This window comes from Arcanobacterium hippocoleae (assembly GCF_040360365.1).
Classification (GTDB): domain Bacteria; phylum Actinomycetota; class Actinomycetes; order Actinomycetales; family Actinomycetaceae; genus Arcanobacterium_A; species Arcanobacterium_A hippocoleae_A.
On the sequence record NZ_CP136412.1, the window covers coordinates 742,509 to 768,159 of the forward strand.

Sequence of the window (25,651 nt, forward strand, 5' to 3'; positions counted from 1 at the left end):
TTATTCTCCTAACAATACTTTTCCAGCCGATGATCCGATTCGTGAAGCTCCAGCAGCTACCATTTCGTCATAATCCTGATAAGTTCTAATTCCGCCTGCTGCCTTTACACCAAAATCACTGCCGACGCTCTCACGCATTAACTGCACTGCGTGCACAGTCGCTCCAGCCGATGAAAATCCAGTGGAAGTTTTTACATAATCAGCCCCGGCCGCAACCGCAACTTTGCATGCTTTAACAATTTCTGCATCAGTGAGCAGGCAAGTTTCGAGAATTACTTTCACAAGATTATTTGCACTAGCCCTAACCACAGCTGCAATATCGGCTTCAACATGCTCCCAGTCTCCGTCTTTTACCGCTCCAAGATCGATTACCATATCAATTTCGGCAGCACCATTGGCGACGGCCTGCCTAGTTTCAAAGGCTTTCGATTCGCTGGTAGCAGCACCAAGAGGAAATCCCACTACGGTACATACTTTTACTTGTGAATCTGCAAGTATCTCACTTGCAGTTTTCACCCATTTGGGATTTATACATACTGCTCCCATTTCAAGCTCAATTGCTTCAATGCACAATTGTGTTATTTCCGTTTTGGAAGCATCCGCCTTCAGCAAGGTGTGATCTATTATTTGCGCTCGGTTCATCTTAAACTCCTTTGTTTCCGTGTAAAACCAGCAAACAAGACCAGTAAACATGAACACCGAACAGTACGTAAAACTAAAATAAACCTGCAACAAAAGCAAAAAATGGCCAATTACCAGCGAAAACATAAATTTTTTCAGGTGCGGCAGGAGGATTCAGCACATTTGAAAAACATTGGCACATATGTGCCAATATGCTAATGCGTTTCGCAAGAATAACCCGTTAATGCAAATTAAGCATTTTTTAACTGTATTTCCTGCACGATTTGCCTTGCAGTATTTATATCGGTAACTAGCCGATTCACATACCCATTTTCCAATGCCGCTTTCACTGCAGAAACTTTTGCTTCTCCCCGGCAATCAAAATTTTTTGCTCCATATGCCGCACTTGCGGCAGCGAAATTCCAAAAGTGCGATTATTTAAATCCGGAACACAAATTCTCCCATGCATATCAATAAAACGGGAACAAATATCCCCTACTGATCGCGAAAACAGAATCTCTTTTTCCGATTCACGAAGCTGCGCACGCAAAATCAAATCACGATTACTTTCAGTATCACCAACAGTATAAACAATAAACCGTGCCGTACTCATCAGTTCAAATACTTTTCGCAATTCCGGATTACGCATTAATCGATTTTGTTCAATCACCGAATGTGAAAAAGTGGGAGCCTTCAAGCTGATACATGACGCACCGAAAGCATTAGCAATTCGGTATAAAATACTTTCCTGCTTATTGGTAGCCGGCAGTGAAAAACCATTCGACATTTGCACAATTGAAACACAATTACGCGGAGTGTATTCAAGATAGCTTGCAAGCATAGAGATAGTCCGCGACGGCACAATCCCAATTAAATCTTCATCACGCACCAAAGATTGCAATAATTTTGCACCAGCTCGCCCAAGATTATCGCGTAGAGTCTGCATATCATTCTGCGCTGGGCTAACTAATACGACCTCACGTAAGCGATAGCGTTCTTGCAGTGTCTCCACTAATCTTTCATCATGTTCACGCGGATCAATTACCTGGATTCGCACAAAACCGCGGCGCTGCGCATGACTTAAAAGCTTTGAAACCGTAGGACGGGCCACATGCAAACGCTGGGCGACTTCGGCTTGACTCAATCCAGAATAATACAGCTTCGCAGCGTCAATCGCCTGAACATCCTTTGAGTGAAGCTGCGGCGTATAATCCACTTTCCCGCCTTTCGCCATTGAATAACAGGATAGTTTTATCCAGAGCTTCCCGCCTTTGCAGCCACGAGCTCTGGATAAAAACCATTCAAGAAGAACACAAATCAGCGATGTGAGGAATAATTTGGTGCTTCCACCGTCATCTGCACATCATGCGGGTGCGATTCACGCAAACCCGCAGGAGTAATCCGCACAAAACGGCCATTCTCCTGCAGCTGGCGAATCGTGCGCGCACCAGTATAGAACATTGTTTGATGCAAACCGCCAATCAGCTGATAAGCCACCGAAGCAAGCGGGCCGCGGTATGGAACTTGCCCTTCAATCCCTTCCGGAATAATTTTATCGTCAGTAGTTACATCAGCTTGGAAGTAGCGATCCTTTGAATAGGAGACGCGCCCGCGTGAACTCATCGCACCCAGCGAACCCATCCCGCGATAATTCTTATATTGCTTCCCGTTGACGAAAACAAGATCCCCTGGGGATTCTTCACAGCCGGCAAGCAGCGAACCAAGCATTACCGTAGACGCACCAGCTACCAGCGCTTTACCGATATCGCCTGAGTACTGCAAACCGCCGTCGGCAATTACCGGAACACCAGCTGGTTTACAAGCAAGCGAAGCCAAATAAATTGCAGTCACCTGCGGCACACCCACACCGGCAACCACCCGCGTAGTACAAATCGAACCTGGCCCAACGCCAACTTTCACTGCATCCACGCCAGCATCTACCAGTGCCTGCGCACCTTCAGTAGTAGCTACGTTACCGCCGATTATTTGAATATTCGCAAACTCCGAATCCGCTTTAATCTTCCGAATCATTTCAAGTGCAAGCTTCGCTTCACCATTCGCAGTATCCACCACAAGCACGTCTACACCCGCTTCGGCAAGTGCCTGCGCACGCTGCCAGGCATCTCCCCAATACCCGATTGCTGCGCCTACACGCAAACGCCCGTCGGAATCTTTGGTTGAATCTGGATACATTTCAGATTTTACAAAATCTTTAACCGTAATCAGGCCAGCGAGTTTTCCGGCATCATCTACCAGCGGCAACTTTTCAATCTTATTCTTTGCAAGGAGCTGTGCAGCTTCCGCAGAACTAATTCCCACACGCCCAGTAACCAGCGGCATCCGAGTCATTACTTCCTGCACTTCGATTTTGTCCCATTTATCTGGAGAGATGAAACGCAAATCTCGGTTTGTAATAATCCCAAGCAGAACTTGCTTCTCGTCCACCACCGGCAAACCGGAAACACGATATTTTCCGCAAAGCGCATCCAGCTGTGAAATCGTTGCCGTCGGCGCAACCGTAACCGGATCAGAAACCATCCCAGATTCACTTCGTTTCACAATCCGCACCTGGTTTGCCTGATCTTCAATCGAAAGGTTGCGGTGAAGGATTCCAATACCGCCCTGACGCGCCATCGCAATTGCCATCCGCGATTCCGTAACCGTATCCATTGCTGCAGAAAGTAACGGGAGTTTTAGTGTGATCTCCCGTGTAAGCTGTGAGCTGGTATCGACCTCAGAGGGAACCACATCGGTAGCTCCCGGAAGCAAAAGCACATCGTCATAGGTCAAACCAGTAAGGGCAAAAGGATTATGTTCAGTCACTTCAACCAACCTGTCTATCTCGCGTGTAACACGAATTTGTGAGTTTTTATTCTTGAACACAGTTCAGAAAATATGTTTTTCTTCCCGAACAAAAGCTCATATAGCCGAGTCCATACAGCCAAGTATAGAACTTTTACTTGAATTTTCTGCTATCAGCTTTGGAATGTGAGCGAACCTTGCATTGATAAAATAAAACCGGCTATTCTGAGACTTGAATTATTCAAGAATTGATTTTTAACTTTGACGGTGTTTACCGATAACGGCGTTAGAATAGAAGCTGAGAATACAGTTCTCAAAGCGACACGTTTTCGGCAGAGCATAAAGTTTAATCCGCAGCGAAAAGTCACTTCATTTCTTGACGATAGCAGAGAGGATAGACCTTGGTTTCACACATCAGAGATGTGCAGGGCGCACTAGTCGATTTTTGGGACTGGCAGCAAGAAGGTCTATGCAATACGCTCGATCCAGAGTATTTCTTCCATCCGGAGGGTGAACGCGGCGGTCCGCGCCGGCGGAGGATTGAACGCGCAAAACGGATTTGCTTTGCCTGTCCGGTGATTGACCAGTGCCGCGAATATGCGCTTGTACATCATGAACCATACGGTGTCTGGGGCGGACTTTCTGAAGAGGAACGTGCCGCTATTTTGCAGCAGCGCCGGCGGACAGCCCGCAGCGCATAAACATCAAGCACACGAAGAAGTTTCGGTTCCGCGCAAACTGTATCGAAGAAGTGCAGCAGATGCCGGATAGAGGGAAGGCTGTGTAAGCAGAAGAAGTGCCCCGTGCAAGCCGGATATATAAACGCAGCACATAACATATCTGCACAAACACGTATATGTACAAACAGCTGCAGACAAAATTTCAAAAACTCAGCAAAGATCTGAACTAATGGCAAGATTTCCTGCAGTTCGCCGGGATATCTTGCCGTTGTTTATGGTTTCATCTTTCAAGCTGAGATTATGGGTCAATAACGGATCTGTACGTCTTATGTTGGCATGTCTCGGTTCAAAAAACGTATTAATGTTAATTTTCGAAGTTCTTTAGTTTAGGTACTCAAAGCAGACTTTCATTAATTTTCGGAGGCAAAATCCGGTTTTGAATCATGACACTGCGAACCGTCAACAATCTCCATACAGAGTTTGAATGTTGATTGCAATGATTAATTCATTTTGCTTAATCTTGATTGTCTCAAGATATTTTTAATCTCTGAAACAGTTCCAGCCATTTCGCACAAATTAACCGAATTGAAAACAGCTGCGATGAAAAACCAACCGCATCGTCTGCATACTTTGCATATTTTCTCTGAACGAATATCATATGGCAGCTCACACTAGTCTGTGCGAAATCCGGTACGTGAAACAAAAACAAAGCCGGGTTGTTTATACCGCATAACTCAGCGGAACAAACAACCCGGCTTTTCCCGTCTGCCACAGCCGAAAATAGCTGCAGACATCTTTTAGCGCAATCGCAGATTAGCGCTCTACAATTGCGAGAATATCGCGGGCAGAGAGGATGATATACTCGTCTGCACCGTACTTCACTTCAGTACCGCCGTAACGAGAGTAAATCACTACATCGCCGACTTTTACGTCAAGCGGTACACGGTTGCCGTTATCATCAATCCGGCCCGGACCAATTGCCAGTACCTTACCTTCCTGCGGCTTTTCCTGTGCGCTGCCTGGCAATACAAGACCGGATGCAGTAGTTTCTTCTGCTTCAACCTGCTGAATCACAATACGATCTTCGAGCGGCTTAATGGAGACCGACACGGGCGCTCCCCTTTTCTTTTTTCGTAAACTATTGAAACAACCTGCGCTGGCTCGCCGTCGCGGGGGTCGAGCTGTTGCGCGGTGGCAGCTTGCGCTGCCGTCAATAAAAAGACTATTCCGAAAATTGGCACTCAGCAAATCAGAGTGCCAATTAAAACTATGAAACTCGCTATCTGCGAAATAGCAGATAGCACAATCGATTCCGAAACATGCGCTGCAAAATATTTGCTCGATATCAGTATCAGAAAAAATCTCCGGATCCTGCAACGTCCCACATGAATTTCCCGATATTGCACATGCATTTCCGAAACTCGATAACAGTTATTGAAACCGCAATTGAAAGCTGCGATCAAAAAACAGCCGCCGCTTTATGAGAGACTGGATGAGTGAGTATTCAGGATTTAACAACTGCCGACGGCACCGCGCTGCTCGCGGCGCTTCCGCCGTACAGCGAGAAAACAGTTTTCCAAGTAACCAGCGAGTTCCGCAAGCATGGCTATGCGCCTGATTTAATCTCTGCAGCACTCACACAAAAACGATTACGTGCAAAAGCAGCAGCAAAATTCCCTCCCAAGATTGCTTCCGAAATGTTTTTTACGCACGACGGTATCGAGCAGGCAACACGCCATTATATTGCGCTTCAGCACGCAAAATATCTGAAAAAGCACGGAGCGCAATCAGTCATTGATTTTGGCTGCGGAATTGGTGCGGATTCACTTGCATTTGCAAAGACCGGCTTAACTGTGTCTGCAATAGAAATGCTTGCAGACACAGCCGTTGCAGCCGCACATAATCTAAAGCACTTCCATCATGCACAAGTAATTGCAGCAGACGGAAATCATCTCAACCTGCACGAGCTTGGAGCAGATGCAATCTGGATTGATCCAGCTCGCCGCAAGAACGGCAAGCGAATTATGAATCCAGAACAATGGGCGCCAAGCCTTTCACATGCGGTTTCCCTTGCACGGCAATTCAAAATGGCAGGAATTAAATCCGCACCTGGGATTCCTTACGAAAATCTTCCTGCTGACGCTTACGTAACTTGGATTAGCACTGCCGGTGATTTATGCGAAGCGGTTATCTGGCTTGGCGAAGCGGCTCCGCAGCCTGGCAGAGCCGCCTGGCTGGTTTGCGAAAATAACGACGGCTCCCCGGTTGTGACTGAACTTAGCCAATACCATCTTGACCCGCAAACACCGCCGGTATTTCTTGAACCAGCAGAGTTAGGACCATACCTTTACGAGCCGAATTCTGCGATTATCCGTGCCGGGCTTGTACACTGCGTAGCAGATGAATTTGGGCTCGCCCCAATTTCTGCAAAAATAGCTTACGTAAGCGGAGTAGCGAAAGTTAATTCGCCGCTGTTAACACGTTTTGCTGTACACGAAGTACTCCCTTTGAATGTTAAAAAGGTTCGGAAACGGCTCGCGGAACTTGAGATTGGAATTGTTGAAATTAAGAAACGCGGCACAGATATCTCTCCGGAAGCTTTCCGGAAAGCGCTTTCGTTGAATTCGAAACATAAAAATTCTGCCGTGCTGATCGCGGCACCTGTAATGGGTGCACATCGGCTGATTTTAGCTGAGCGTTGCTAGATTTTCACACATGCGCAAAATACTGCTTTCGGGAACTAATTTGCACGAAAATATTTCCTGCAATTGGTGATTTTGCGCCCTTTCATATTTTCAGCGCGATGCCGATTATCTTGAATGTTAAAGTTTGGATGTCCGAACAATAGTATTTGCAGTATTGGTTACACGCACCATGAACACTTTCACTATCGCTTTTATTCTTACGCTCCTTGCCGGTTTGGCAACGGGTGTCGGTTCAGCGCTTGCTTTCTTTACAAAGCGGACCAGCCCGCGATTTTTAGCAATTTCCCTCGGCTTTTCCGCCGGAGTAATGCTTTATGTATCGTTTATTGAAATTATCCCGAAAGCACGTGAGTCACTCGTGCAAATTAGCGGCGAGACGGCCGGTGCATGGCAGACAGTGATTGCTTTCTTTCTCGGAATTGCGATTATTGGGTTAATTGACTTTTTTGTTCCCGACTATGAAAACCCGCATGAGATGGGTAAGGAAGATAAATTCCAAGGTGTCCCCGGGCAAAATAGCGTTATATTCCGTCCTGGCCCAGATCAGAGTGCAAAGCTCATGCGGATGGGACTTTTCACAGCCGCCGCACTTGCGATTCACAACTTTCCGGAAGGATTTGCAACCTTTCTTGCAGGGATGCACAGCGCTGATCTTGCCTTACCAATAGCAATCGCCATTGCCATTCACAATATTCCGGAAGGAATTGCCGTCTCTGTTCCGATTTTCTATGCGACGGGTTCGCGGAAAAAAGCTTTCTGGCTTTCCTTTGCATCAGGGCTTTCCGAACCTTTGGGAGCACTAATTGGTTGGATGCTCCTTTCGAACTTTATGGGTGCAGGCGGATTTGGTTGGGCTTTTGCTGCCGTCGCCGGAATTATGGTCTATATTTCACTTGATGAACTGCTGCCGACGGCTGAAGAATATGGGCAGCACCATCATGCGATAATCGGTTTAATTACCGGGATGGCGATTATGGCAATTTCACTGCTTTTGCTCTGAATACTACCGCCAGTGAAACATCTGCAGAATTCACTGCATTAGAACAGATTTCCGTTATTTTTCCGCTCTCCCCAGCTATCGCCGGTAAATATTTCCGGATGCAGCAGTAAGAGTGCCTGAATAGAATTTGCAGTTTGTTTCGAAAACGATGTGAACGCGGTGCTTACCGCGGTGTGTTTGCACCTGTCTATGATTTATTACGGCAAATTACACACTATTCACAATATAGATTCACCGGCAATTTCGAAGCATAATTTAGGTTTAAGAAATATTTATGACGGACATTAAAACACCGCTTTGATTCCATTTCATAGTGTTGTATCTGGCGGAATAATAAAAGTGAACGTTTCCTTACTGTAAGCATCGTTTCTACGCTTTGGATAGAAATGTTTCATATCTGCGCGCGCCCTTATCTGATTTGCACTACCATAATTTATTTTCCAATTAGATTCGCTTTTCCGCTATTATTCTCCTGAATTCCAGAAAACTAAAGTGTGGGGCTGATCCTTTTCAGAACCAACCCCACACCGGCTAACTACTAAAGTTTAGAGTGCTTTAATCAAATCGCGATTCAGCATCGAAATAAACTCAAGCGGCACCTGCTTCGGACAAGCAGAAGCACAAGCACCAGTATTGGTGCAGCCGCCGAAGCCTTCATCATCATGCTGGCGAAGCATATTCACTACGCGTTCCCGGCGTTCTGGCTGACCTTGCGGCAGCAGCCCAAGATGCACTACCTTTGCCGAAGTAAAGAGCATTGCAGAACCATTTGGACAAGCTGCTACACAAGCACCGCAGCCAATACAGGCTGCAGCTTCAAATGCTTTGTCTGCATTTTCTTTCCGCACCGGCACTGCGTGTGCGTCTGGAGCAGCACCGGTATTCACTGAAATATATCCGCCTGCCTGCACGATTCGATCAAGCGCTGTACGGTCAACTACAAGATCGCGCAGTACCGGAAATGCTGTGGAACGCCACGGCTCAATCGTGATAGTATCGCCGTCTTTGAAAGTCCGCATGTGCAGCTGACACGTGGTGGTGACAAGCGGTCCGTGCGGATCACCGTTCACAACGAGACCGCACTGCCCGCAAATCCCTTCACGGCAGTCAGAATCGAATGCGACCGGTTCCTTACCTTCAGCAAAGAGTTCCTCATTGAGCTGATCAAGCATCTCAAGGAAAGATGCATCTTCAGAGATATTTTGAATTGTATGCGTCTCAAAGCTGCCCTTAGCTTTTGATCCAGCCTGACGCCAATATTCTAGATTAATTTTCACTTGTAGCTCCGCTGCTTCATCTCGACAAATTCATACTTCAAATCTTCCTTGTGCAGGACAGGTGCTTCATTTTCACCCTTCCACTCCCAAGCGGCAGCATAAGCGAACTTATCATCGTGACGAAGTGCTTCGCCTTCTTCCGTTTGGTGCTCTGCGCGGAAATGACCGCCGCAAGATTCTTCGCGATGCAATGCATCGATACACATAAGTTCACCAAGCTCAAGGAAATCTGCCACGCGGGTAGCTTTCTCCAGAGACTGATTCAACTCTTTGTCCTTACCAGGCACGCGCACATTCTTCCAGAAGTCGGCACGGAGTTCGCGAATCATTCCGATTGCTTTCTTCAGCCCTGCTTCGGTTCGCTCCATACCGCAGTACTCCCACATAATTTGCCCAAGTTCCTTATGGAAGGAGTCTGCTGAACGGTTTCCGTCATTATTTACCAAATACGCAATACGTTCTGCGTTTTCTTTCTCGATTGCGGCAACTTCTGCGTTATCCGGTTTCACTTCTGGGAATGCCGGCGCACCTGCAAGATAGTCATTAATTGTATTTGGAAGTACAAAATACCCATCCGCAAGCCCCTGCATCAGAGCCGAAGCACCAAGACGGTTTGCACCGTGATCGGAGAAGTTTGCTTCTCCTGCCACGTAAAGCCCAGGAATTGTAGACTGCAAATCATAATCTACCCACAGACCGCCCATGGTGTAGTGCACAGCCGGGTAAATCCGCATCGGCACTTCATACGGATCTTCAGCAGTAATCTGCTTATACATATCGAAGAGATTGCCGTACTTTGCCGAAACCTGTTCTTTGCCCATCCGCTCGATAGCCTCGGAGAAATCGAGGTAAACGCCGCGTGCAACGCCGCCGATTTCCGGACCAACACCGCGCCCGTCGTCACACATATTCTTTGCCTGGCGGGAAGCGATATCACGCGGAACCAAGTTACCGAACGACGGATAAATCCGCTCCAGATAGTAATCGCGGTCTTCTTCCGGAATATCACGCGGATCTTTCTTACAATCCTCCGCTTTCTTCGGCACCCAAATGCGGCCATCATTACGCAGCGATTCCGACATCAGTGTAAGCTTCGACTGTGATTCACCATGCTGCGGAATACAGGTAGGGTGAATCTGAGTGTAGCAAGGATTTCCAAAGTAAGCACCGCGGCGATGAGCCCGCCACACAGCAGACCCATTACATCCCATCGCATTGGTGGAGAGGAAGAATACGTTACCGTAACCGCCGCTCGCAATTACCACTGCGTCTGCAATGTGCGTCTCGAGTTCGCCAGTGACCATATCGCGGGCAATAATGCCGCGCGCACGGCCTTCAACCACTACCAAATCAACCATTTCGTGACGGTTGTAGAGTTCGACGGTGCCGGCCTTTGCCTGCCGCATCAGCGCCTGGTATGCACCAATCAAGAGCTGCTGACCAGTCTGACCGCGTGCATAGAAAGTACGGGAAACCTGCACTCCGCCAAAGGAACGGTTATCGAGGAGACCGCCGTACTCGCGAGCAAACGGCACGCCTTGCGCCACACACTGATCAATGATTGCTGCCGAAACCTCAGCAAGACGGTAGACATTCGATTCGCGGGAGCGGAAATCGCCGCCCTTAATCGTGTCATAGAAAAGACGGAAAGTGGAATCATTGTCGTTCTTGTAGTTCTTCGCCGCGTTGATACCGCCCTGCGCTGCAATTGAGTGCGCCCGACGGGCAGAATCTTGATAGAAGAACGCTTTCACATGGTATCCCATTTCACCAAGGGAAGCTGCACCTGCGCCGCCAGCAAGACCGGTACCGACAACAATGATTGAACGCTTCCGGCGGTTTGCCGGATTTACCAGCTTTGCACTGAACTTACGTTGTTCCCAACGCTCTGAAAGCGGCCCGTGCGGAGCCTTAGTATCTGCAATTGGCTCGCCTTCGGCGTAAAGCCCATGAATTAAAGTATCTGTCATTTTTCTTTTCTCTCCCCTACCTTATGAAATTGCTCCGAAGAGGATGAAGGTTGGCGGAAGCATAAAACCTACTACAATCAGCCCCGCAACAATATCGCCTGCAATCCGATAAGCTTTCTCACGATTGCGGCTGGAAAGACCAAGTGTTGCAAGCGCCGACCAAACACCGTGCCGGATATGCAATCCAATGGCCAAAATTGCAACCAAGTAGAAGATGTACACCCATGGAACGCTGAAAGCAAGAACCATGTTATTGTACGGGTTGCTTGCATCATAAGCACCGCCAACCTGCAGCTTCAGCGCAGTAAACTGGAGCAAATGGAAAACCAGCCAAATTGCAATCAGTACGCCGCCCCAACGCATTACCACTGCGGTATAGGTTTGAGACGCGCGAACTTTCTTACCAGAATTGACTTTATATGCATCACCACGCGCTTTTGCAGCTCGGTTCCACAAAGTGACTGCCGAATAAATGTGGAGCACAATCGCAAGCAAAAGTCCGATGCGCATAATCCACACAAAGCCCTTGGGAGGCAGAATCGGATAAAGTAACTCATCATGCAGGTAGTGTGCATAATGATTATATGCGTCTGCTCCAAGGAACATCTTCAGATTTCCATACATGTGGAACAGAAGGAAAAGGACAAAAATAATACCGGTTGCTGCCATGAGCACTTTTAGTGCCACGGTAGTCTTACTTCCACGATTTGTTTTTACATTAGAGTTAGCCACATATCGAAAATACCAGATGATTCCACGGTTTTTCGGTGCTCAAGACCTATTTTCCCGTTTAATACCTGAGATCGGGAACTAACCTTTGAATCAAGATGTTTTCAACCGCGACTATTCGGCGTTATTTCGCAGTTTTTCCGGCAGCAAATCTAAATATGAAATTGCGTGAGAGTTTATTTGCGTATATCCGGCAAATTTCCAATTCTGCCTTTCAATCGGAAATTTGGAAAAGATATGCATTCACGTATGCAGATTTAATTTCATAATTACACCGTCATCATCGTGATAATACTTTTTCCGAAAACCTACTGCGATGAACCCAAGATGCCGATAGAGTGTTTGCGCCCCCGTATCACGGGAACGCACTTCGAGAAATATTTCCGCTGCACCGCGGTTTTTTGCAAGATACATCAACTGCGAAATCAAGCTGCGCGCAATTCCGCGGCGGCGATAGTGAAAATCAACTGCAATCGTTAAAATCTCCGCTTCAATCCCAAATCCAACTCCGCCAAGAGCAATTAAATTCCCAAAATTCTGATGCGGCGCAGGCGGATCAATCAATGCAAGATAAGCACAATCTTTGCGGGCTAATTCACTGCGCCAAACTGTTTCCGGCCACGCATCACGCCCGAAGTTCCGGATATCAAAGCGGGCACAGTGATTCGCCCAAGCCGGGGTAAGCTGCTGAAACTTTCCAAATAAATTCACGTCTGCCACTTGGATTTAACTTATTTCATCCCAAGCTCATACGGATTTCCCTGCGCACTAGTTTGCGCATGAATCCCGCTCTGCACATCCGGACGGCGCAGATATTGCGGATCGGTACGAAAATCAATCTCCGCTCCGGCATCTTTTCGGCTTTGTCGGGAAAGATAAAGCCGAGTCAATATTTCAGGCGTACACTGTGCCGTAATTCTTTCCGGGAACTCATCAGCATACAGCAGCGGATTAGCACACACCACGATTGCGGGATTATTTTCCAGTTCAGCTGCCAAATCAACCGGTCTAATCACACGCGCATCTTCCAATACCTCGATATCATCAGCGCCCATTAATCGTCCGCGAAGCGCGTAAACTTCCCTCCGGCGCGCATCAATCAGCGCTTCAACAATATTCGCCCCCTGTTCTGCTCCGGCAAGCGCAAGTGCCTCAAGTGAAGAAATTCCGTAAATCGGCACATTCCAAGCACGGGCAAGAGTCCGTGCTGTTACCAATCCGGCACGCAAACCAGTAAAAGCTGCCGGCCCTGTACCCGCAATAATTGCGTCCGGCCTTTCGATTCCTGCCGCATGCAGCACATCACGAACCATCGGCGCAAGCGCTTCAACATGATGCCGCGCATCAGCAGACTGCTGAATTGAAAGCTGCTTTACTGCACCAAAATCGCTTTCGCATACGCCCGCAATCAGCATATTGGAAGCATCAATCGTCAAAAACTTCATTTTTCCTTCTTTCTCTTCACATCGAATTCTTCTCTGCCGCTGCCGGAGACCCGCGTCATTACCGATTTTCGTAGAGCGTAACCTTACCGCCGGATTCACTAAATTTTACTTTCCGCTGCTGCGCGTCTTTATCTCCGAAACGCACTATCCGCAAGTGGCCTGTAGCCCATTCCCAGAGCATATTAGCTTTTTTATGCTTTCGAAGATGCTCGAAGCGCGATTCCCAAATCAGCCAGGCAATCGAACTTACAAAAAGCAACAGCATTAATGCAAGAACGACAATCATAAACCATGGATGCCGGTAATCTGCTGCCTGCGGCAGAGTTTCAGCTTGCTGTTCAATTGATGCAGCAGTAGCACCACCGGAAATAATACCTTTACGCTGTTGAAAAAGACATCCAAAGGCACGCTGCCAAGCACAACGCTTTCCCCGGACTGTGAAGCTGCCTCAATCGATTTATCCTTAACCGCAAACCAGGCTTTCAAAGGCTGATCATAGATTAGCGTCTCCGGATCCGGCCGCTGCTGCGAACTCGCTGGCGGCGGCAGCAACCGCTGCCCCAACTTTACATCTGCAATTACTTGCCGGGTATTCGGATTTTCTTTATCAAGCTCCACTTGAATCACGCCGACGGCATTCCCGTCGTTATCTGAAATGGGCGCCACCCGAATTGCCGATTCAATAATCTCCGGAACCCCGTTTTGTCCTTTTTTTCTGCAAACCGGAATACTTTTACCGGTTTACCAATCTTATAAGCGATAATTTCCTCAGCTGTCACGTCTGGGAAAACGGTCGGAGCGTAAGATTTGATTACAGCCAAACCTGATTCTTGAAGCCATTTTTCAAGGGTGGAATCCGTTATTTCTACGTTGAGCAGATCTAGCTGCAAATACGCCGCAGCATTCGGAACAGCAGAACTGCCTGCGGTTTTATTTTCTGCTGCAAAAACTCCTGCGGTTAACACTCCGCACCTTTGAATACGCTCTTGGAGCAAAAAGTTCGGTGCCGCAAATGCCGGCGAAGCCGCAAAGAAACCTGCTGCCATCCAGATGGCTGCTCCTCCTGCGGTTAGTTTCCGGATGAGGTGATTCATCAGAAATATTTCCTTAATCCTCGTTACCACTAGCTTTGCCGGATTTTCATCAGTTCACTAGCTGGTTTGCTTATTCGCAACCAGTGCGGAAACAGTTTCTGTTAAAAGTACTGATGTGAGATATTCCGTACCGCGCACACCGTAAGCTTCCGCAATGAGTGTCCGCGGCGCATCACCATAAAGATCTTCCGGATCAAGACCAGCCGCGCTGCCCTCCGGCCGTTTAATCTGCAGCTCCACACGATCAGCGGAAAGTACTTCCGCTTTCCCTTCGCCCCATTCCACCACGGTCAGTGAGACGTCAAGCGAAGTATCAAGATCAAGCGCATCCAGTTCTTCCAGCGATTCGAGACGGTAAGCATCCACATGCACCAAATCTACGCCATGCGCACCCGTATAGTTTTGTGCAATCACGAAAGTCGGAGAAGAAACTTTTGCTCCGATTCCAAGCCCGCGGGCAATCCCCTGGGTCATTGTAGTCTTTCCTGCACCCAGCGGCCCGTTGAGCATTAGTAAATCGCCGCCGCGGGCACAACGTCCAAACTCCGCACCCACTGCCTGAATCTGCTCTGCAGTCGGCACCTCAATCTTTATCGTCATTAGTTTCCCGTTTCTTGCAGATTTTGTATTTCTGCAGTATTTAATGCTTTACTTCAGCTGTCCAAAACACAAACTATTGAAATTCCGCAAATGAAATTCAATTATTTTTTAATCAACATAATACCGCGGTACACGTACCCCTAAACGGCAAACAATTTCATATCCGATTGTATCGCAATGTTTTGCCCATTCATCAGCAGTCGGATTACCTGCATCTGCAGAACCGAAAAGTGTAACAGTATCGCCTGGATCCGCCCCATCTGCGGCAATCACAAACTGATCCATGCATACACGGCCGCAGATATTTCGCCGTCTGCCATGAAGCATTACCTGCGCCGTATTCGATGCATGACGCGGAATCCCGTCGGCGTATCCTAACGGAACAGTGGCAAGACGCATTTCTTTCTCCGTAACAGCCGTGTGACCGTAGCTCACTCCAGTCCCAGCCGGCACATCACGCACTGAAATCAGATTTGCTTCAAGCGTCATTACCGGCTTGAACCCAAGTTCTTCAGCCGTCGCATTCTCCGGCTCAGGACTAATCCCGTAGAGAATCGCACCTGGACGCACCATCGAATAACGCGATTCCGGATGCCATAAGAGTGCGCTGGAAGCAGCAATATGAAAGTATTCAATCTCCATACCTGCTTCGGCCGCAATTCGCTTCGCCGTCTCAAAAATCTGAATCTGTTTTTCAGTCGCCGGTGAACTTAGTTCATCAGCACAAGCAAAATGACTCCATAACCCAACAGTTTCAAGCACACCTTGCCGAACGCAGCGCATAATTTGCGGTACAAGTTCCCGAAACTCCTGCAGTGTGAAACCGCCGCGCGCCATCCCGGTATCAACCTCAATATGCACTCGCGCCGGTTTTCCAGTATGCTCAGCAGCCGCAGTTATTTCCGCTAAAGCCCATGCAGATCCAAGCGAAAGATCAATCCCAAGTTCTAGTGCTTCAGCAAACGGCGCACTCGGATCAGCAATCAACGCGAGCATTCTTCCGCGCTGTCCAAGCGCTTTCCGCAGTTCAATAGCTTCACCAAGCTGTGCAACAGCAAGCCATCGAATACCAGCGTCCAAAGCCCACTGCCCGATTTGATACGCACCATGCCCATAAGCGTCGGCTTTCACTACTGCCATTACTTCAGCTGCTCCGGCAAGCTTTTTTGTTTGCCGTAAATTATGCACAAAAGCTTGCTTCGAAATTAGTGCACGTGAAGGAAAATGCGAATCTGCGATATGTTTTTCTTTCACAAATCACGCCTCCTCGAATCTTGACACTTTATTTTTCGCCGTCGATTTACTTTACCCCTTAGAATCCGATTAGGGAATAATCTATCGAATCTATTCCGACACGTCCTGCACTGGATTCAAAACTGCGTACAACACGTCCGCAATCATCTCAATAATATCTCCGGCAATAATCGGCTTGCCAGAACACATTATCCGACGCGGCTGGAAAGTCATTATTTCCTGCTGCCTGACCGCTTTTGCCGCAAGAGCTGCGGCACGCGCATGAATCTCCACTCCGCCCGCAGCAATTTTTGCAATTGCAAAATAATCTTGCCTGGTTTGGGAATCTGCGGGATTACTCCGGATTACTGCCGCGTTCCAATTTGCCGCTAATGCGGCGATAATTCCCGCAAGCACATCGCCTGACCCAGCTGTTGCAAGCCACGGCGTCGCCGGACCTTGCGTAAAAATATCGCCTTTCGGTGTTGCAATCAGCGTAACTGATCCTTTTAATACTACAGCTGCCTGCGTCAATTCAGCTGTAGTTTTCGCGTAATACGCAGGATTTGCGTTTATTTCCGAAACGTCAACTTGCGCGAAATCCGGAAAAGTCCGCAGCAGTTTTACCAATTCACCCGCATGGGGTGTAATCACTGTGAGAGTTTGCGCCGCACTGCCTGCAAGCAAATTAATTGCTCCCGCATCAAGCACTGCCGCAGCTTTCTGTTCCGCTGCTTGCTGATAGGATTTTTGGGCAGAAGCAAAATCAGTCATTCCGGAACCGATCAGCCATGCGTCACTATTTCCGGCATGCGCAACAACCTCTGGATAAGCGCGCAAAATTTCATCTTTTATCCCGCCGCAATAACGCAGCATTCCGATTCCCGTACGGAGTGCTGCGCCGACGGAGAGTACTCCCGCTCCCGGATATTGCGCCGATCCAGTGTTTACACTAAGCACACCGCGCGAATATTTGTGGTCTTGCGGAAGCGGGGAAAACAGCACATCCTGCAAATCTCCGCTCCCGATACGGCACACACGCGGCATCTGCGCAGCATTCAGCAGGAACCGTTCATATCCAAGATTAATTACTTCAATCCGCCCGCATAATTTTGCGGCAGGCGGCAGCAGCATGCCCGTTTTCATGCATCCCATGGTGACGGTAACGTCTGCTGGCAGCACTGCGCCAAGCAGCTTGCCGGTATCGGCTGCGATTCCAGACGGGATATCCACTGCGAAAATTTTCAGCGACGGCGGCCAGCAAAATCGCTCCGCGTTCAGCACACGAATCCAACTGGAAAAAGGTTCACGAATCTCACCGCGAGCGCCGATTCCCAATAGTCCGTCAACCCAGATACCGCAGCCGCGGGCTAATTCCCGCAGCTGATCTTCCGAAGGTGATTCAATGATTTGCACATTTGCCCGTTTTGCTGCGCGCATTCCGGCTTCGTGTGCTCCGGAAACTGCTACCGCGTTCACGTGCATTCCGCGCTGCGCAAGATATGCGCCAGCATAGAGCGCATCTCCTCCGTTGTTTCCTTTTCCCGCAAGAATCAGCACTGTAGATCCAGGAATCCGGAAATTAGCTTCACGCAGCTCGCGGATAATACAGTTCGCAAGTCCGTAGGCGGCTTGTTCCATCAGCGGTGCTCCGGCTGCAAGCAGAATCTGATCGGCTTGGCGGACTTCTTTCACGCTAAATGTGTATTGCATATTTCCAGTTTACATTTCGAAAACGGCAAACTGCGGATAAAAATAAGGACGTTTCTGCTTCATTTTTGTGAAAGCGATTTTGCTGGATTTTCGAATCTGATTCGCGCGATTATCCTGTTTAACTGTATTTTCACTAGCGATATCACTTACAATTCCCCACAGAGAGAAAATACAAATTCGCAATCCGCGATTTTGTATTTCTGCTTTTAAACCAAAACAGCTTCGACGAGTTTGGCGGCGAAATAAACCTGATGGAACACACTCCTGACCCCCGTTATTCCATAGCTGAAAATGCTTTTCACGACGGCAGTGCCGGCACTCGCAGTGGTTTGCAGCATAATTCCGGCAACAGTTTTGATATCAATTTCACCGGCGCTGCAGCCCCTTCATTTCACGGATCTTATGTGCAAATTCCAGCAGAAAAATGGCGTTCCCTTGCCGCAGCTACTGCGCTGCCGCTAAATGATGAAGATGTTCGCCGGCTTGCCGCACTTGGAGACCCAATCGATATTGCGGAAGCTGACGCAGTATACCGTCCGCTTTCGGCGCTGATGCAAATGTATGCAAAAAGTACCCGCAAACTGCTCCATGAATCAACTGAGTTCATTGGTTTCCCTGAGGCGCGCACGCCATGGATTATTGGGATTGCCGGATCCGTAGCCGTCGGTAAATCTACAGCTGCGCGTTTGCTCCGCGAGCTCATGAGCCGCTGGCCGCAAACGCCAAATGTTGATTTAATCACCACCGACGGTTTTCTCTATCCGAACGCAAAACTTGAAGCACTCGGGATCATGCACCGGAAAGGATTCCCGGAGTCTTATGACCGCTATGCGCTGCTGAATTTCTTAGATGATGTAAAATCCGGAAAACCGAATCTGAAAGTTCCAGTATATGATCACGTCACCTACGATATTGTGCCGGATCAATTCATTACAGTGAATCAGCCCCAGATTTTAATTGTTGAGGGTTTGAATGTGCTTCAGCCTCCGCGGATGTCGAGTGCCGACGGAGAGTTTCGCGCGGTTTCGGATTACTTTGATTTCTCAATTTACCTTGATGCTGCAGAAGAAAATCTTGAAACCTGGTATTTGAATCGAATGCTTGCGCTGAAAAAGGCGCATTCGCAAACTCGCGCTCTTTCTTCCGAAAATATGCGAATCTTTCGGAAGCAGAAGTGCTGGCGATGGGACGCGAAGTTTGGCGTGCGGTAAATCTGCCGAACCTGCGCAAGCATATTGCCCCAACCCGTTCCCGCGCTACCGTAGTTCTCGTCAAAGGCAGCGATCATACGGTAACTGATGTCCTTCTCCGCAGGCTTTGACTTGCAGCAGCCGGTGCTGCCGCACCTGCCCTTCACAACTCTGCCTGCGCAGAAAAACATTTAAAATTGCGGAATTCTTTTCCGTTAATCAAAGCATTCAGAGTGAAAGTTTTTCCCGGACAGTATCAGCAAGGTATTGTGCAGCTTTATCTGCTTCTTCTTGCGTACCTGCTTCAACCATCACACGGATTAAAGGCTCTGTACCCGAAGCACGCAGCAGTACACGCCCAGTTTTGCCCAGTTCAGCTTCAATCTCATTTACTTCTTTTTCAACTTCCGCCACCCGGTTCTTATCGACGTTCGACACGTTAATCAAGGTTTGCGGCAGCTTTTGGACAAATGAAACCATCTGCGCCAAACCCTTCCCGGCTTTCGCGATTTCACTTGCAATCAGTACCGCAGTGAGCGTTCCGTCGCCAGTGGTGGCTTGATCGAGGTTAATCACGTGACCTGACTGTTCACCGCCAAGGTTATATCCGCGTTTGAGCATTTCTTCCAGTACGTAACGATCACCGACTTTGGTGGAAACAGTTTTAATCCCCTTATCGCGCATTGCCAAATGCAAGCCGAGGTTCGACATTACTGTCAGCACAAGCGTATTCCGCTTCAGTCTTCCGTCGTTTTTCATCGCGACGGCAAGCAGTCCCATAAGTTGATCCCCGTCAACAAGCCGGCCCTCGCTGTCCACTGCCAGGCAGCGGTCGGCATCACCGTCGAATGCGAAACCAAAGTCCGCTTTGGTGGCAATCGTCAGTGCCTGCAGCTGCTCTGGATGCGTAGAACCGCATTCGTCATTAATATTTTTCCCATCGGGAGCGGCATTGATTACCACCACATCGGCACCGAGCTTTTGAAAAACACGCGGAGCAACATCGGATGCAGCCCCATTTGCACAGTCGAGTGCGATGCGCAGCCCGTGCAGCGGCCGGCCGGCACGGATTAGGTGATTCATATAAACACGGTCAGATACGAGCGCTGTTTCGGAAATTGCGCCAACACCTGCACCGATTGGGCGTTCCCATTCCTCACCAAGCAGTGCCGCAACTTGATCTTCGATTGCATCATCAAGTTTAAAACCGTCGCCGTTAATGAATTTAATGCCGTTATCTGCCATTGGATTGTGCGAAGCCGAAATCATCACACCGAGGTCATAGTCTTCTTCTGCTGTCAGATAGGCAACTCCCGGGGTTGGAATCTCACGCACATGTTCTACGTCAACACCTGCGCTTGCAAGCCCGGCAGCGATTGCGTGGGAGAGCATCCCGGACGACTGGCGCGTATCACGCCCAATAATTGCGCGGGGACGATGTCCAAGATCTGTGCTGGCAAGCACCCGGGCGGCAGCTTCACCAAGTTTCAGCGCAAAATCTGCAGTGATTTCCCGATTCGCCACCCCGCGAACACCGTCAGTACCAAATAATCGTGCCATTTCAAGTCTTTCTATTTGTCCGTTAATGCTTTTGGTTCATTCTTTGGAAATTGTCCTGAGAAATTTCCTTGTCTTTTCTCAGCATACTTAAATCCATTTCGCTGATACTAATTCTAATTCTCACCGCAGGGTAATACTGCGATTTTGCTGTGATAAAAACACAGCGGAAAGATGCGGATAATATCTGCCGAAAATTTAAATATCAGGGAAACGGGATGCAATTTCCCGGATCGTTTCCGTTTCTCCGGCAGGAAAGCAGCGCTCGCAGTTTCAGCATGCCGCAGATGAAATTTTAGTTTGGCTGCAGATTGGATCTTTTATCCGAAAAGAAAACTCGAGCCCGCCTGGAAACCAGAACGGACTCGAGTAAAAGGAATCATTTTCCCGAATTCTTTCACAAAGTCTTTCCCGTGTAAACTGCGGGATACTGATGAAAAAGAATTAACGCTTGGAGAACTGCGAAGCCTTGCGTGCTTTCTTCAAACCAGCCTTCTTGCGTTCTACTGCACGCGCATCACGAGTGAGGAAACCAGCCTTCTTCAATGCAGGACGGTTTGCTTCACGATCGATTTCGTTCAATGCGCGGGAGATGCCCAAGCGGAGTGCACCAGCCTGACCGGAAGGACCGCCGCCGTTAATGCGTGCAATCACATCAAAGCGGCCTTCAATATCGAGAAGTGCAAACGGGGAATTAACGAGCTGCTGATGCAGCTTGTTCGGGAAGTAATCGTCGAGAGTACGACCATTAATCTTCCAATCGCCAGCGCCTGGAACGAGACGGACACGGGCAATGGCTTCCTTACGGCGTCCAAGGCCTGCGCCGGGGGCGGTCAAGGATGCTCCCTGACCAGTACGCGGAGCTTCGCTCTCGCTAGTATATGAGCTAACTTCGGTCAGCTCTTCGGTTTCTACGGTGGTCTCAGCCACGGTACTCCTTAAGTTTGGTCCGGATTAGAATCGCGGATTTACTGTGCGACCTGCTTGAGCTGATATGGCTCTGGTTTCTGAGCAGTATGCGGATGCTCAGATCCGCGGTAAACCTTCAGCTTCGTAAGCTGCTGGCGACCTAGTGTATTCTTTGGAAGCATGCCTGCCACTGCCTTCATCACAGCCTTTTCAGGATTTGATGCGAGAAGTTCAGTGTAGGAGGTAGCCTTCAAACCACCTGGATAACCTGAATGGTGGTAAGCAATCTTTTGTTCACGTTTTGATCCGGTGAGAGCCACCTTCTCAGCGTTGATAATCACTACGAAATCACCGGTATCGGTGTTCGGAGCGAAGTTCGGCTTATGCTTCCCACGGAGCAGGGTGGCAACTTGAGCTGCCAGACGGCCAAGAACGACGTCGGCGGCATCAATAACATACCACTTCTTTTCTACGTCGCCGGGCTTCGGTGTATACGTGCGCACTTGCGTAGCCTTCGTTTCTATTCGATGAATCGGCACGGCAAACCCCACAATTAATGGCTTTTCAGCGGATTTACTGCCAATTCGTTGGTCAAAATATCAATCGTTGCACGGCTCTCGGTGCCAGATGAGTGGGAGTATATCTGCACACAACCTGCACAACATTAAGTAAGCCTATCGATATAACAGTCTCCAGTCAAAGCTTTTCGCCCTGCTGTGAGCCGATTCATTCATGATTTTCACTGCGGAAATATTTGTATTTGAACTTAAATATCTGCTTCCACCGAATCTTGATTCAGCCGCACCCGCAGTCCGCATTTTTCGTTTCTCCGCGGAAACGCTTTGCAAGCTGCGCCTGTGCTCCGTACTCATCCGGCGCCGGATAACCAACTTCGGCAAGTGTTAACCCGTGAGCAGGTGCGACAATAACTTCTCCGTTACGCAATTTTGCAGCCAAACGCCGCTTCGGCCAATCAATATCACGGGCTCCCCTGCCAACTTCAATGAGTGTGCCGATAAGTGTCCGCACCTGCGAATGACAAAACGCATCAGCCCGCACCTTTGCACAAATCACCCCATCGTCAGCACGGATAAAATTCAGCTCTTGCAGTGTCCGCACAGTTGAAGCTCCTGCCCGCGGTCGGCAATATGAAAGAAAGTCATGTTCGCCAAGGAGCGGAGCGGCAGCTTCGTTCATGGCGGTCAAATCAAGTTTATTCGGCACCCAGAGTATATCCGTACGCATTGGATCCCATTTATCGATTCCGTCGGCGATTCGATAAATGTATGTGCGCCAAAGTGCAGAAAAACGGGCATCGAATTCTTTCGGAACCGCCTGCGCAGCATAAACTACACAGTCAGAATAGCTTTTCGGACCGGGAACGTTATGCGAAAGCAGCGCATTTACTTTCCTGAGCAGCGCTTGCTCTGGCAGCAAACCTGCACGGCCTGATAGTCTTTCCCAAACCGTGCGCGGCAAATCAAAATGTGCAACTTGCCCGCAGGCATGGACTCCGGCATCAGTGCGTCCGGCTACAGTGAGAGTCACTTCTGTCCGGCAAATCTTTGCAAGCGCCCCGGCGAGCTCTCCTGCTACTGTCCGTAAACCAGGCTGTATCGCCCAGCCATGAAAAGCGCTGCCGTGATAACGTAAATCAAGTCGAATCCGTAAGTTTTGCGTCAGTGCTGTTTCCATGTGTTTAGTTTCCCATATCAACGCGGCATCCGCCAATAATCTCACATCGTCTCAATATTCGTCGCCAAGAATTCCATAATTTAGAACATCGCGCAGAAAAAATATCAAAGAGATACGCTAAACAGCGTGACTCTTATGAAAAACAGCCCAGTAACAGAGGTTCCGCTTCTCTCCCGCGGGAAAGTTCGCGACCTCTATGATCTAGATGAAAACCTGCTGATTGTCGTCACTGACCGCGTATCAGCTTTTGACGTCGTATTCGACGAAGTAATTCCCGATAAAGGCGGGATTCTCAACTCAATTTCCGCCTTTTGGTTTGAAAAACTCGCACATATCATTCCAAACCATATGATATCGGCAGATCCAGCTGATTATCCCGCACCTTTTAGGAATTATGCGGAAAGTCTCGCACGCCGTTCAATGCTTGTCCGCAAACTTGAAATGGTTAATGCCGAATGTATCGTACGCGGATATCTTGAAGGTTCAGCCCTGAAATCTTACCGCAAAGACGGCACAATTAACGGCATTAAAATGCCGGCCGGTTTGCAGCAGGGCGATGCGCTTCCTGAACCAATCTTTACCCCGTCCACAAAGGAAGAAGGCGGGCACGATATCAATATTTCAGTTGCTGAACTGAAGAATATTGTCGGTGCTGAAACCGCACAGGCATTAGAATCTGCTTCATTACAGCTGTTTAACGAGGCATCTGCTTACGCTGCTGAACATGGAATTATTCTCGCTGATACAAAATTCGAATTCGGATATCTCGACGGCACGCTTACCCTCGGTGATGAGGCATTTACTCCAGACTCATCACGCTTCTGGGCTAGTGAAACTTGGGAACCAGGGCATGCGCAAGAAAGTTTTGATAAACAATTCTTACGCGAATGGCTGGAAACTCTCGAATGGGATAAAACCCCGCCGGCACCTGCTCTCCCGCAAGACGTTATCGATAAGACCGCAGCACGTTACCGCGACGCCTACAAGCGCCTTACCGGAAAATCCTGGGAATAATCAGCCGACGACTACCAATATCCAAATAAGTCCCGACGTGAGCAGCGGCTGCAAGAGCACCTCTTACAGCCGCTGTATTCATATCGATACGTTTCACGAGTCTCAGCAGAAGTTACAGTACTGCCGAAGTTTATAACGCCGCTTTCGTAACCGCATCAAAATAGTGAATTTCCTCCTGCCGCGGGCGCACCGTTAAGACTTCGCCAACATGAAAATTAATTCCCCGAGTTAAAAGCACCGCAATCCGCTCTGGATGCAGCTCAGCTTCCGCATGTGCAAACATTTTCCCATACAGATATGTTTGCGCCCCCAGCATCTCCACTAAATCTGCCGCAATCTCAATTCCCGGCATTTCGCGGCCAACTATTTCCCACGATTCCGGGCGAATCCCAAGCACAATCTCATCCCGCGCTTTTGCCGCAATATCCCGCGGCAACGGAAGCCGGTACGAACCAAATACCGCATTACCGTTTTCAACACGGCAATGGAAAAAATTAATACTCGGCGACCCGATGAAACCAGCCACAAAAGCATTTGCGGGATGAGAATAAAGCATTTTCGGCGTATCGACCTGCTGTAATTGCCCGTCTTTCATCACTGCCACACGATGTCCCATCGTCATCGCCTCAACTTGATCATGAGTCACATAAATCGTCGTCACCCCCAAACGCCGCTGTAAGCTCGCGATTTCACCGCGCATTGAAACCCGCAGCTTCGCATCAAGATTCGACAAGGGCTCATCCATACAATACACGGCCGGTTTGCGCACAATGGCCCGCCCCATCGCGACACGCTGCCGCTGACCTCCGGAAAGCTCAGCAGGTTTCCGGTGAAGTAATTCATCCAATTCCAGCATTTTTGAAGCCGAATTAACTCGCTGTTCAATTTCTGACTTCGCAATTTTTGCATTTTCCAAAGCAAAAGCCATATTCTGCGCCACAGTCATATTCGGATATAACGCATAGGATTGGAAAACCATCGCCACATCACGTTTCCGCGGACGCACCCGAGTCATATCTTCTGCACCGATTAAGATTCTTCCGGACGTAGTTGGTTCAAGGCCGGAAACCATCCGTAACGATGTAGATTTACCGCATCCAGAGGGGCCAACTAAGACCAGAAACTCGCCGTCGGCAATTTCTAGATTGAGATTATCTACTGCGGGTTTTGCCGCGCCCGAAAAAATACGCGTAGCTGAATCAAAAGTTACACTTGCCACTTAAAAGTCCGTATCCTACTATTATCGCGTTTTTAAGAAACGTGAATTTTATCTAAAAGCCAATACTGCTTTGCAGATTATTTCCCGCACATCACGACGGTTTTGGGAAAATATACTGCTTATTTCAATCCGCGGATGAGAGCAGCATCGGCAATTTCGCAGACACTGCTCTCACCTCTTGTAAGCCGTTTTATTCAC

General features: G+C 48.7%; 25 protein-coding genes and 1 pseudogene. 6 read left to right on the top strand and 20 right to left on the bottom strand.

All coding sequences use genetic code 11. The features are described 5' to 3' along the window. The 3 genes and pseudogenes from deoC to guaB form a co-directional block, all read right to left on the bottom strand. Nucleotides 1–642, bottom strand: coding sequence for a deoxyribose-phosphate aldolase (deoC, locus tag RQN30_RS03905; RefSeq protein ID WP_353061336.1), 642 nt, complete (start codon nt 640–642; stop codon nt 1–3). A 230-nt stretch (nt 643–872) separates the two neighbouring features. After that, nucleotides 873–1,855 (bottom strand): annotated as a pseudogene (locus RQN30_RS03910) (sugar-binding transcriptional regulator). Nucleotides 1,856–1,938: 83 nt separating this feature from the next. Beyond that, nucleotides 1,939–3,453 carry an IMP dehydrogenase gene (guaB, locus tag RQN30_RS03915; RefSeq protein ID WP_353061337.1) on the bottom strand — a complete coding sequence of 505 codons (1,515 nt, stop codon included), beginning with the start codon at nt 3,451–3,453 and terminating at the stop codon, nt 1,939–1,941. 371 nt (nt 3,454–3,824) lie between these two features. Between guaB and RQN30_RS03920 the strand changes: the two genes are divergently transcribed. After that, entirely contained in the window at nt 3,825–4,124 is a 300-nt protein-coding gene (locus RQN30_RS03920) for a WhiB family transcriptional regulator (protein WP_353061338.1), read from the top strand. Between the two features lie 792 nt (nt 4,125–4,916). On the opposite strand, the gene groES is transcribed toward RQN30_RS03920, so the two are convergent. After that, a complete protein-coding gene (gene groES / locus RQN30_RS03925) occupies nt 4,917–5,213 on the bottom strand; it encodes a co-chaperone GroES (protein ID WP_353061339.1) in 297 nt (98 codons plus the stop codon). Nucleotides 5,214–5,599: 386 nt separating this feature from the next. Here groES and RQN30_RS03930 point away from each other — a divergent pair, with 386 nt between their 5' ends. Together RQN30_RS03930 and zupT are read left to right on the top strand one after the other, a co-directional pair. Beyond that, nucleotides 5,600–6,808, top strand: a complete 1,209-nt coding sequence (locus RQN30_RS03930) for a class I SAM-dependent methyltransferase (protein WP_353061341.1) — start codon at nt 5,600–5,602, stop codon at nt 6,806–6,808. 169 nt (nt 6,809–6,977) lie between these two features. Then, nucleotides 6,978–7,808, top strand: coding sequence for a zinc transporter ZupT (gene zupT, locus RQN30_RS03935; protein ID WP_353061343.1), 831 nt, complete (start codon nt 6,978–6,980; stop codon nt 7,806–7,808). Nucleotides 7,809–8,353: 545 nt separating this feature from the next. Here the strand turns inward: zupT and RQN30_RS03940 are convergent. The 11 genes from RQN30_RS03940 to RQN30_RS03990 all read right to left on the bottom strand — a co-directional run bounded on the left by RQN30_RS03940 (nt 8,354) and on the right by RQN30_RS03990 (nt 17,869). Further along, nucleotides 8,354–9,085, bottom strand: coding sequence for a succinate dehydrogenase/fumarate reductase iron-sulfur subunit (locus RQN30_RS03940; protein WP_353061344.1), 732 nt, complete (start codon nt 9,083–9,085; stop codon nt 8,354–8,356). Further along, nucleotides 9,082–11,055 (bottom strand): fumarate reductase/succinate dehydrogenase flavoprotein subunit, encoded by a 1,974-nt coding sequence (locus RQN30_RS03945; RefSeq protein ID WP_353061345.1) that lies wholly within the window; start codon nt 11,053–11,055, stop codon nt 9,082–9,084. Before RQN30_RS03945 ends, RQN30_RS03940 begins: the two co-directional genes overlap by 4 nt. Before the next feature lie 21 nt (nt 11,056–11,076). Next, nucleotides 11,077–11,742: a succinate dehydrogenase cytochrome b subunit gene (locus RQN30_RS03950; protein ID WP_353061346.1), complete on the bottom strand. Its 666-nt coding sequence runs from the start codon at nt 11,740–11,742 to the stop codon at nt 11,077–11,079. Nucleotides 11,743–12,027: 285 nt separating this feature from the next. After that, the gene (locus tag RQN30_RS03955) at nt 12,028–12,504 is read right to left on the bottom strand and encodes a GNAT family N-acetyltransferase (protein ID WP_353061347.1); all 477 of its coding nucleotides are present in this window, start codon (nt 12,502–12,504) and stop codon (nt 12,028–12,030) included. 11 nt (nt 12,505–12,515) lie between these two features. Beyond that, on the bottom strand, nt 12,516–13,229 hold the full coding sequence (tsaB, locus tag RQN30_RS03960) for a tRNA (adenosine(37)-N6)-threonylcarbamoyltransferase complex dimerization subunit type 1 TsaB (RefSeq protein ID WP_353061348.1): 714 nt from the start codon (nt 13,227–13,229) through the stop codon (nt 12,516–12,518). 58 nt (nt 13,230–13,287) lie between these two features. Then, the gene (locus RQN30_RS03965) at nt 13,288–13,515 is read right to left on the bottom strand and encodes a hypothetical protein (RefSeq protein ID WP_353061349.1); all 228 of its coding nucleotides are present in this window, start codon (nt 13,513–13,515) and stop codon (nt 13,288–13,290) included. Then, nucleotides 13,512–13,895, bottom strand: a complete 384-nt coding sequence (locus tag RQN30_RS03970; RefSeq protein ID WP_353061350.1) for a hypothetical protein — start codon at nt 13,893–13,895, stop codon at nt 13,512–13,514. The genes RQN30_RS03965 and RQN30_RS03970 overlap by 4 nt, the downstream gene beginning before the upstream one ends. Further along, entirely contained in the window at nt 13,853–14,323 is a 471-nt protein-coding gene (locus RQN30_RS03975; RefSeq protein WP_353061351.1) for a hypothetical protein, read from the bottom strand. The genes RQN30_RS03970 and RQN30_RS03975 overlap by 43 nt, the downstream gene beginning before the upstream one ends. A gap of 57 nt (nt 14,324–14,380) precedes the next feature. Next, nucleotides 14,381–14,923, bottom strand: coding sequence for a tRNA (adenosine(37)-N6)-threonylcarbamoyltransferase complex ATPase subunit type 1 TsaE (gene tsaE / locus RQN30_RS03980; protein ID WP_353061352.1), 543 nt, complete (start codon nt 14,921–14,923; stop codon nt 14,381–14,383). 108 nt (nt 14,924–15,031) lie between these two features. Continuing rightward, the gene (gene alr / locus RQN30_RS03985) at nt 15,032–16,177 is read right to left on the bottom strand and encodes an alanine racemase (RefSeq protein WP_353061353.1); all 1,146 of its coding nucleotides are present in this window, start codon (nt 16,175–16,177) and stop codon (nt 15,032–15,034) included. A 90-nt stretch (nt 16,178–16,267) separates the two neighbouring features. Further along, entirely contained in the window at nt 16,268–17,869 is a 1,602-nt protein-coding gene (locus RQN30_RS03990) for an NAD(P)H-hydrate epimerase (RefSeq protein WP_353061354.1), read from the bottom strand. A 251-nt stretch (nt 17,870–18,120) separates the two neighbouring features. Here RQN30_RS03990 and coaA point away from each other — a divergent pair, with 251 nt between their 5' ends. Both coaA and RQN30_RS04000 read left to right on the top strand, forming a co-directional pair. Then, a complete protein-coding gene (gene coaA, locus RQN30_RS03995) occupies nt 18,121–19,080 on the top strand; it encodes a type I pantothenate kinase (protein ID WP_353061355.1) in 960 nt (319 codons plus the stop codon). Then, complete coding sequence (locus RQN30_RS04000; RefSeq protein ID WP_353061356.1) at nt 19,053–19,190, top strand: hypothetical protein; 138 nt, start codon at nt 19,053–19,055, stop codon at nt 19,188–19,190. The genes coaA and RQN30_RS04000 overlap by 28 nt, the downstream gene beginning before the upstream one ends. 97 nt (nt 19,191–19,287) lie before the next feature. Here RQN30_RS04000 and glmM read toward each other — a convergent pair whose 3' ends face one another. From glmM to truA, 4 genes are all read right to left on the bottom strand, one after another. After that, on the bottom strand, nt 19,288–20,619 hold the full coding sequence (gene glmM, locus RQN30_RS04005) for a phosphoglucosamine mutase (RefSeq protein WP_353061357.1): 1,332 nt from the start codon (nt 20,617–20,619) through the stop codon (nt 19,288–19,290). Between the two features lie 441 nt (nt 20,620–21,060). Next, a complete protein-coding gene (rpsI, locus tag RQN30_RS04010) occupies nt 21,061–21,546 on the bottom strand; it encodes a 30S ribosomal protein S9 (RefSeq protein ID WP_353061358.1) in 486 nt (161 codons plus the stop codon). 38 nt (nt 21,547–21,584) lie between these two features. After that, nucleotides 21,585–22,028 carry a 50S ribosomal protein L13 gene (rplM, locus tag RQN30_RS04015; protein ID WP_353061359.1) on the bottom strand — a complete coding sequence of 148 codons (444 nt, stop codon included), beginning with the start codon at nt 22,026–22,028 and terminating at the stop codon, nt 21,585–21,587. A 292-nt stretch (nt 22,029–22,320) separates the two neighbouring features. Further along, on the bottom strand, nt 22,321–23,220 hold the full coding sequence (truA, locus tag RQN30_RS04020) for a tRNA pseudouridine(38-40) synthase TruA (protein ID WP_353061360.1): 900 nt from the start codon (nt 23,218–23,220) through the stop codon (nt 22,321–22,323). 135 nt (nt 23,221–23,355) lie between these two features. Between truA and RQN30_RS04025 the strand changes: the two genes are divergently transcribed. After that, entirely contained in the window at nt 23,356–24,234 is an 879-nt protein-coding gene (locus tag RQN30_RS04025) for a phosphoribosylaminoimidazolesuccinocarboxamide synthase (RefSeq protein WP_353061759.1), read from the top strand. A gap of 130 nt (nt 24,235–24,364) precedes the next feature. Here the strand turns inward: RQN30_RS04025 and RQN30_RS04030 are convergent, their stop codons facing one another. After that, nucleotides 24,365–25,453, bottom strand: a complete 1,089-nt coding sequence (locus RQN30_RS04030; RefSeq protein ID WP_353061361.1) for an ABC transporter ATP-binding protein — start codon at nt 25,451–25,453, stop codon at nt 24,365–24,367. Between the last annotated feature and the right edge of the window lie 198 nt (nt 25,454–25,651).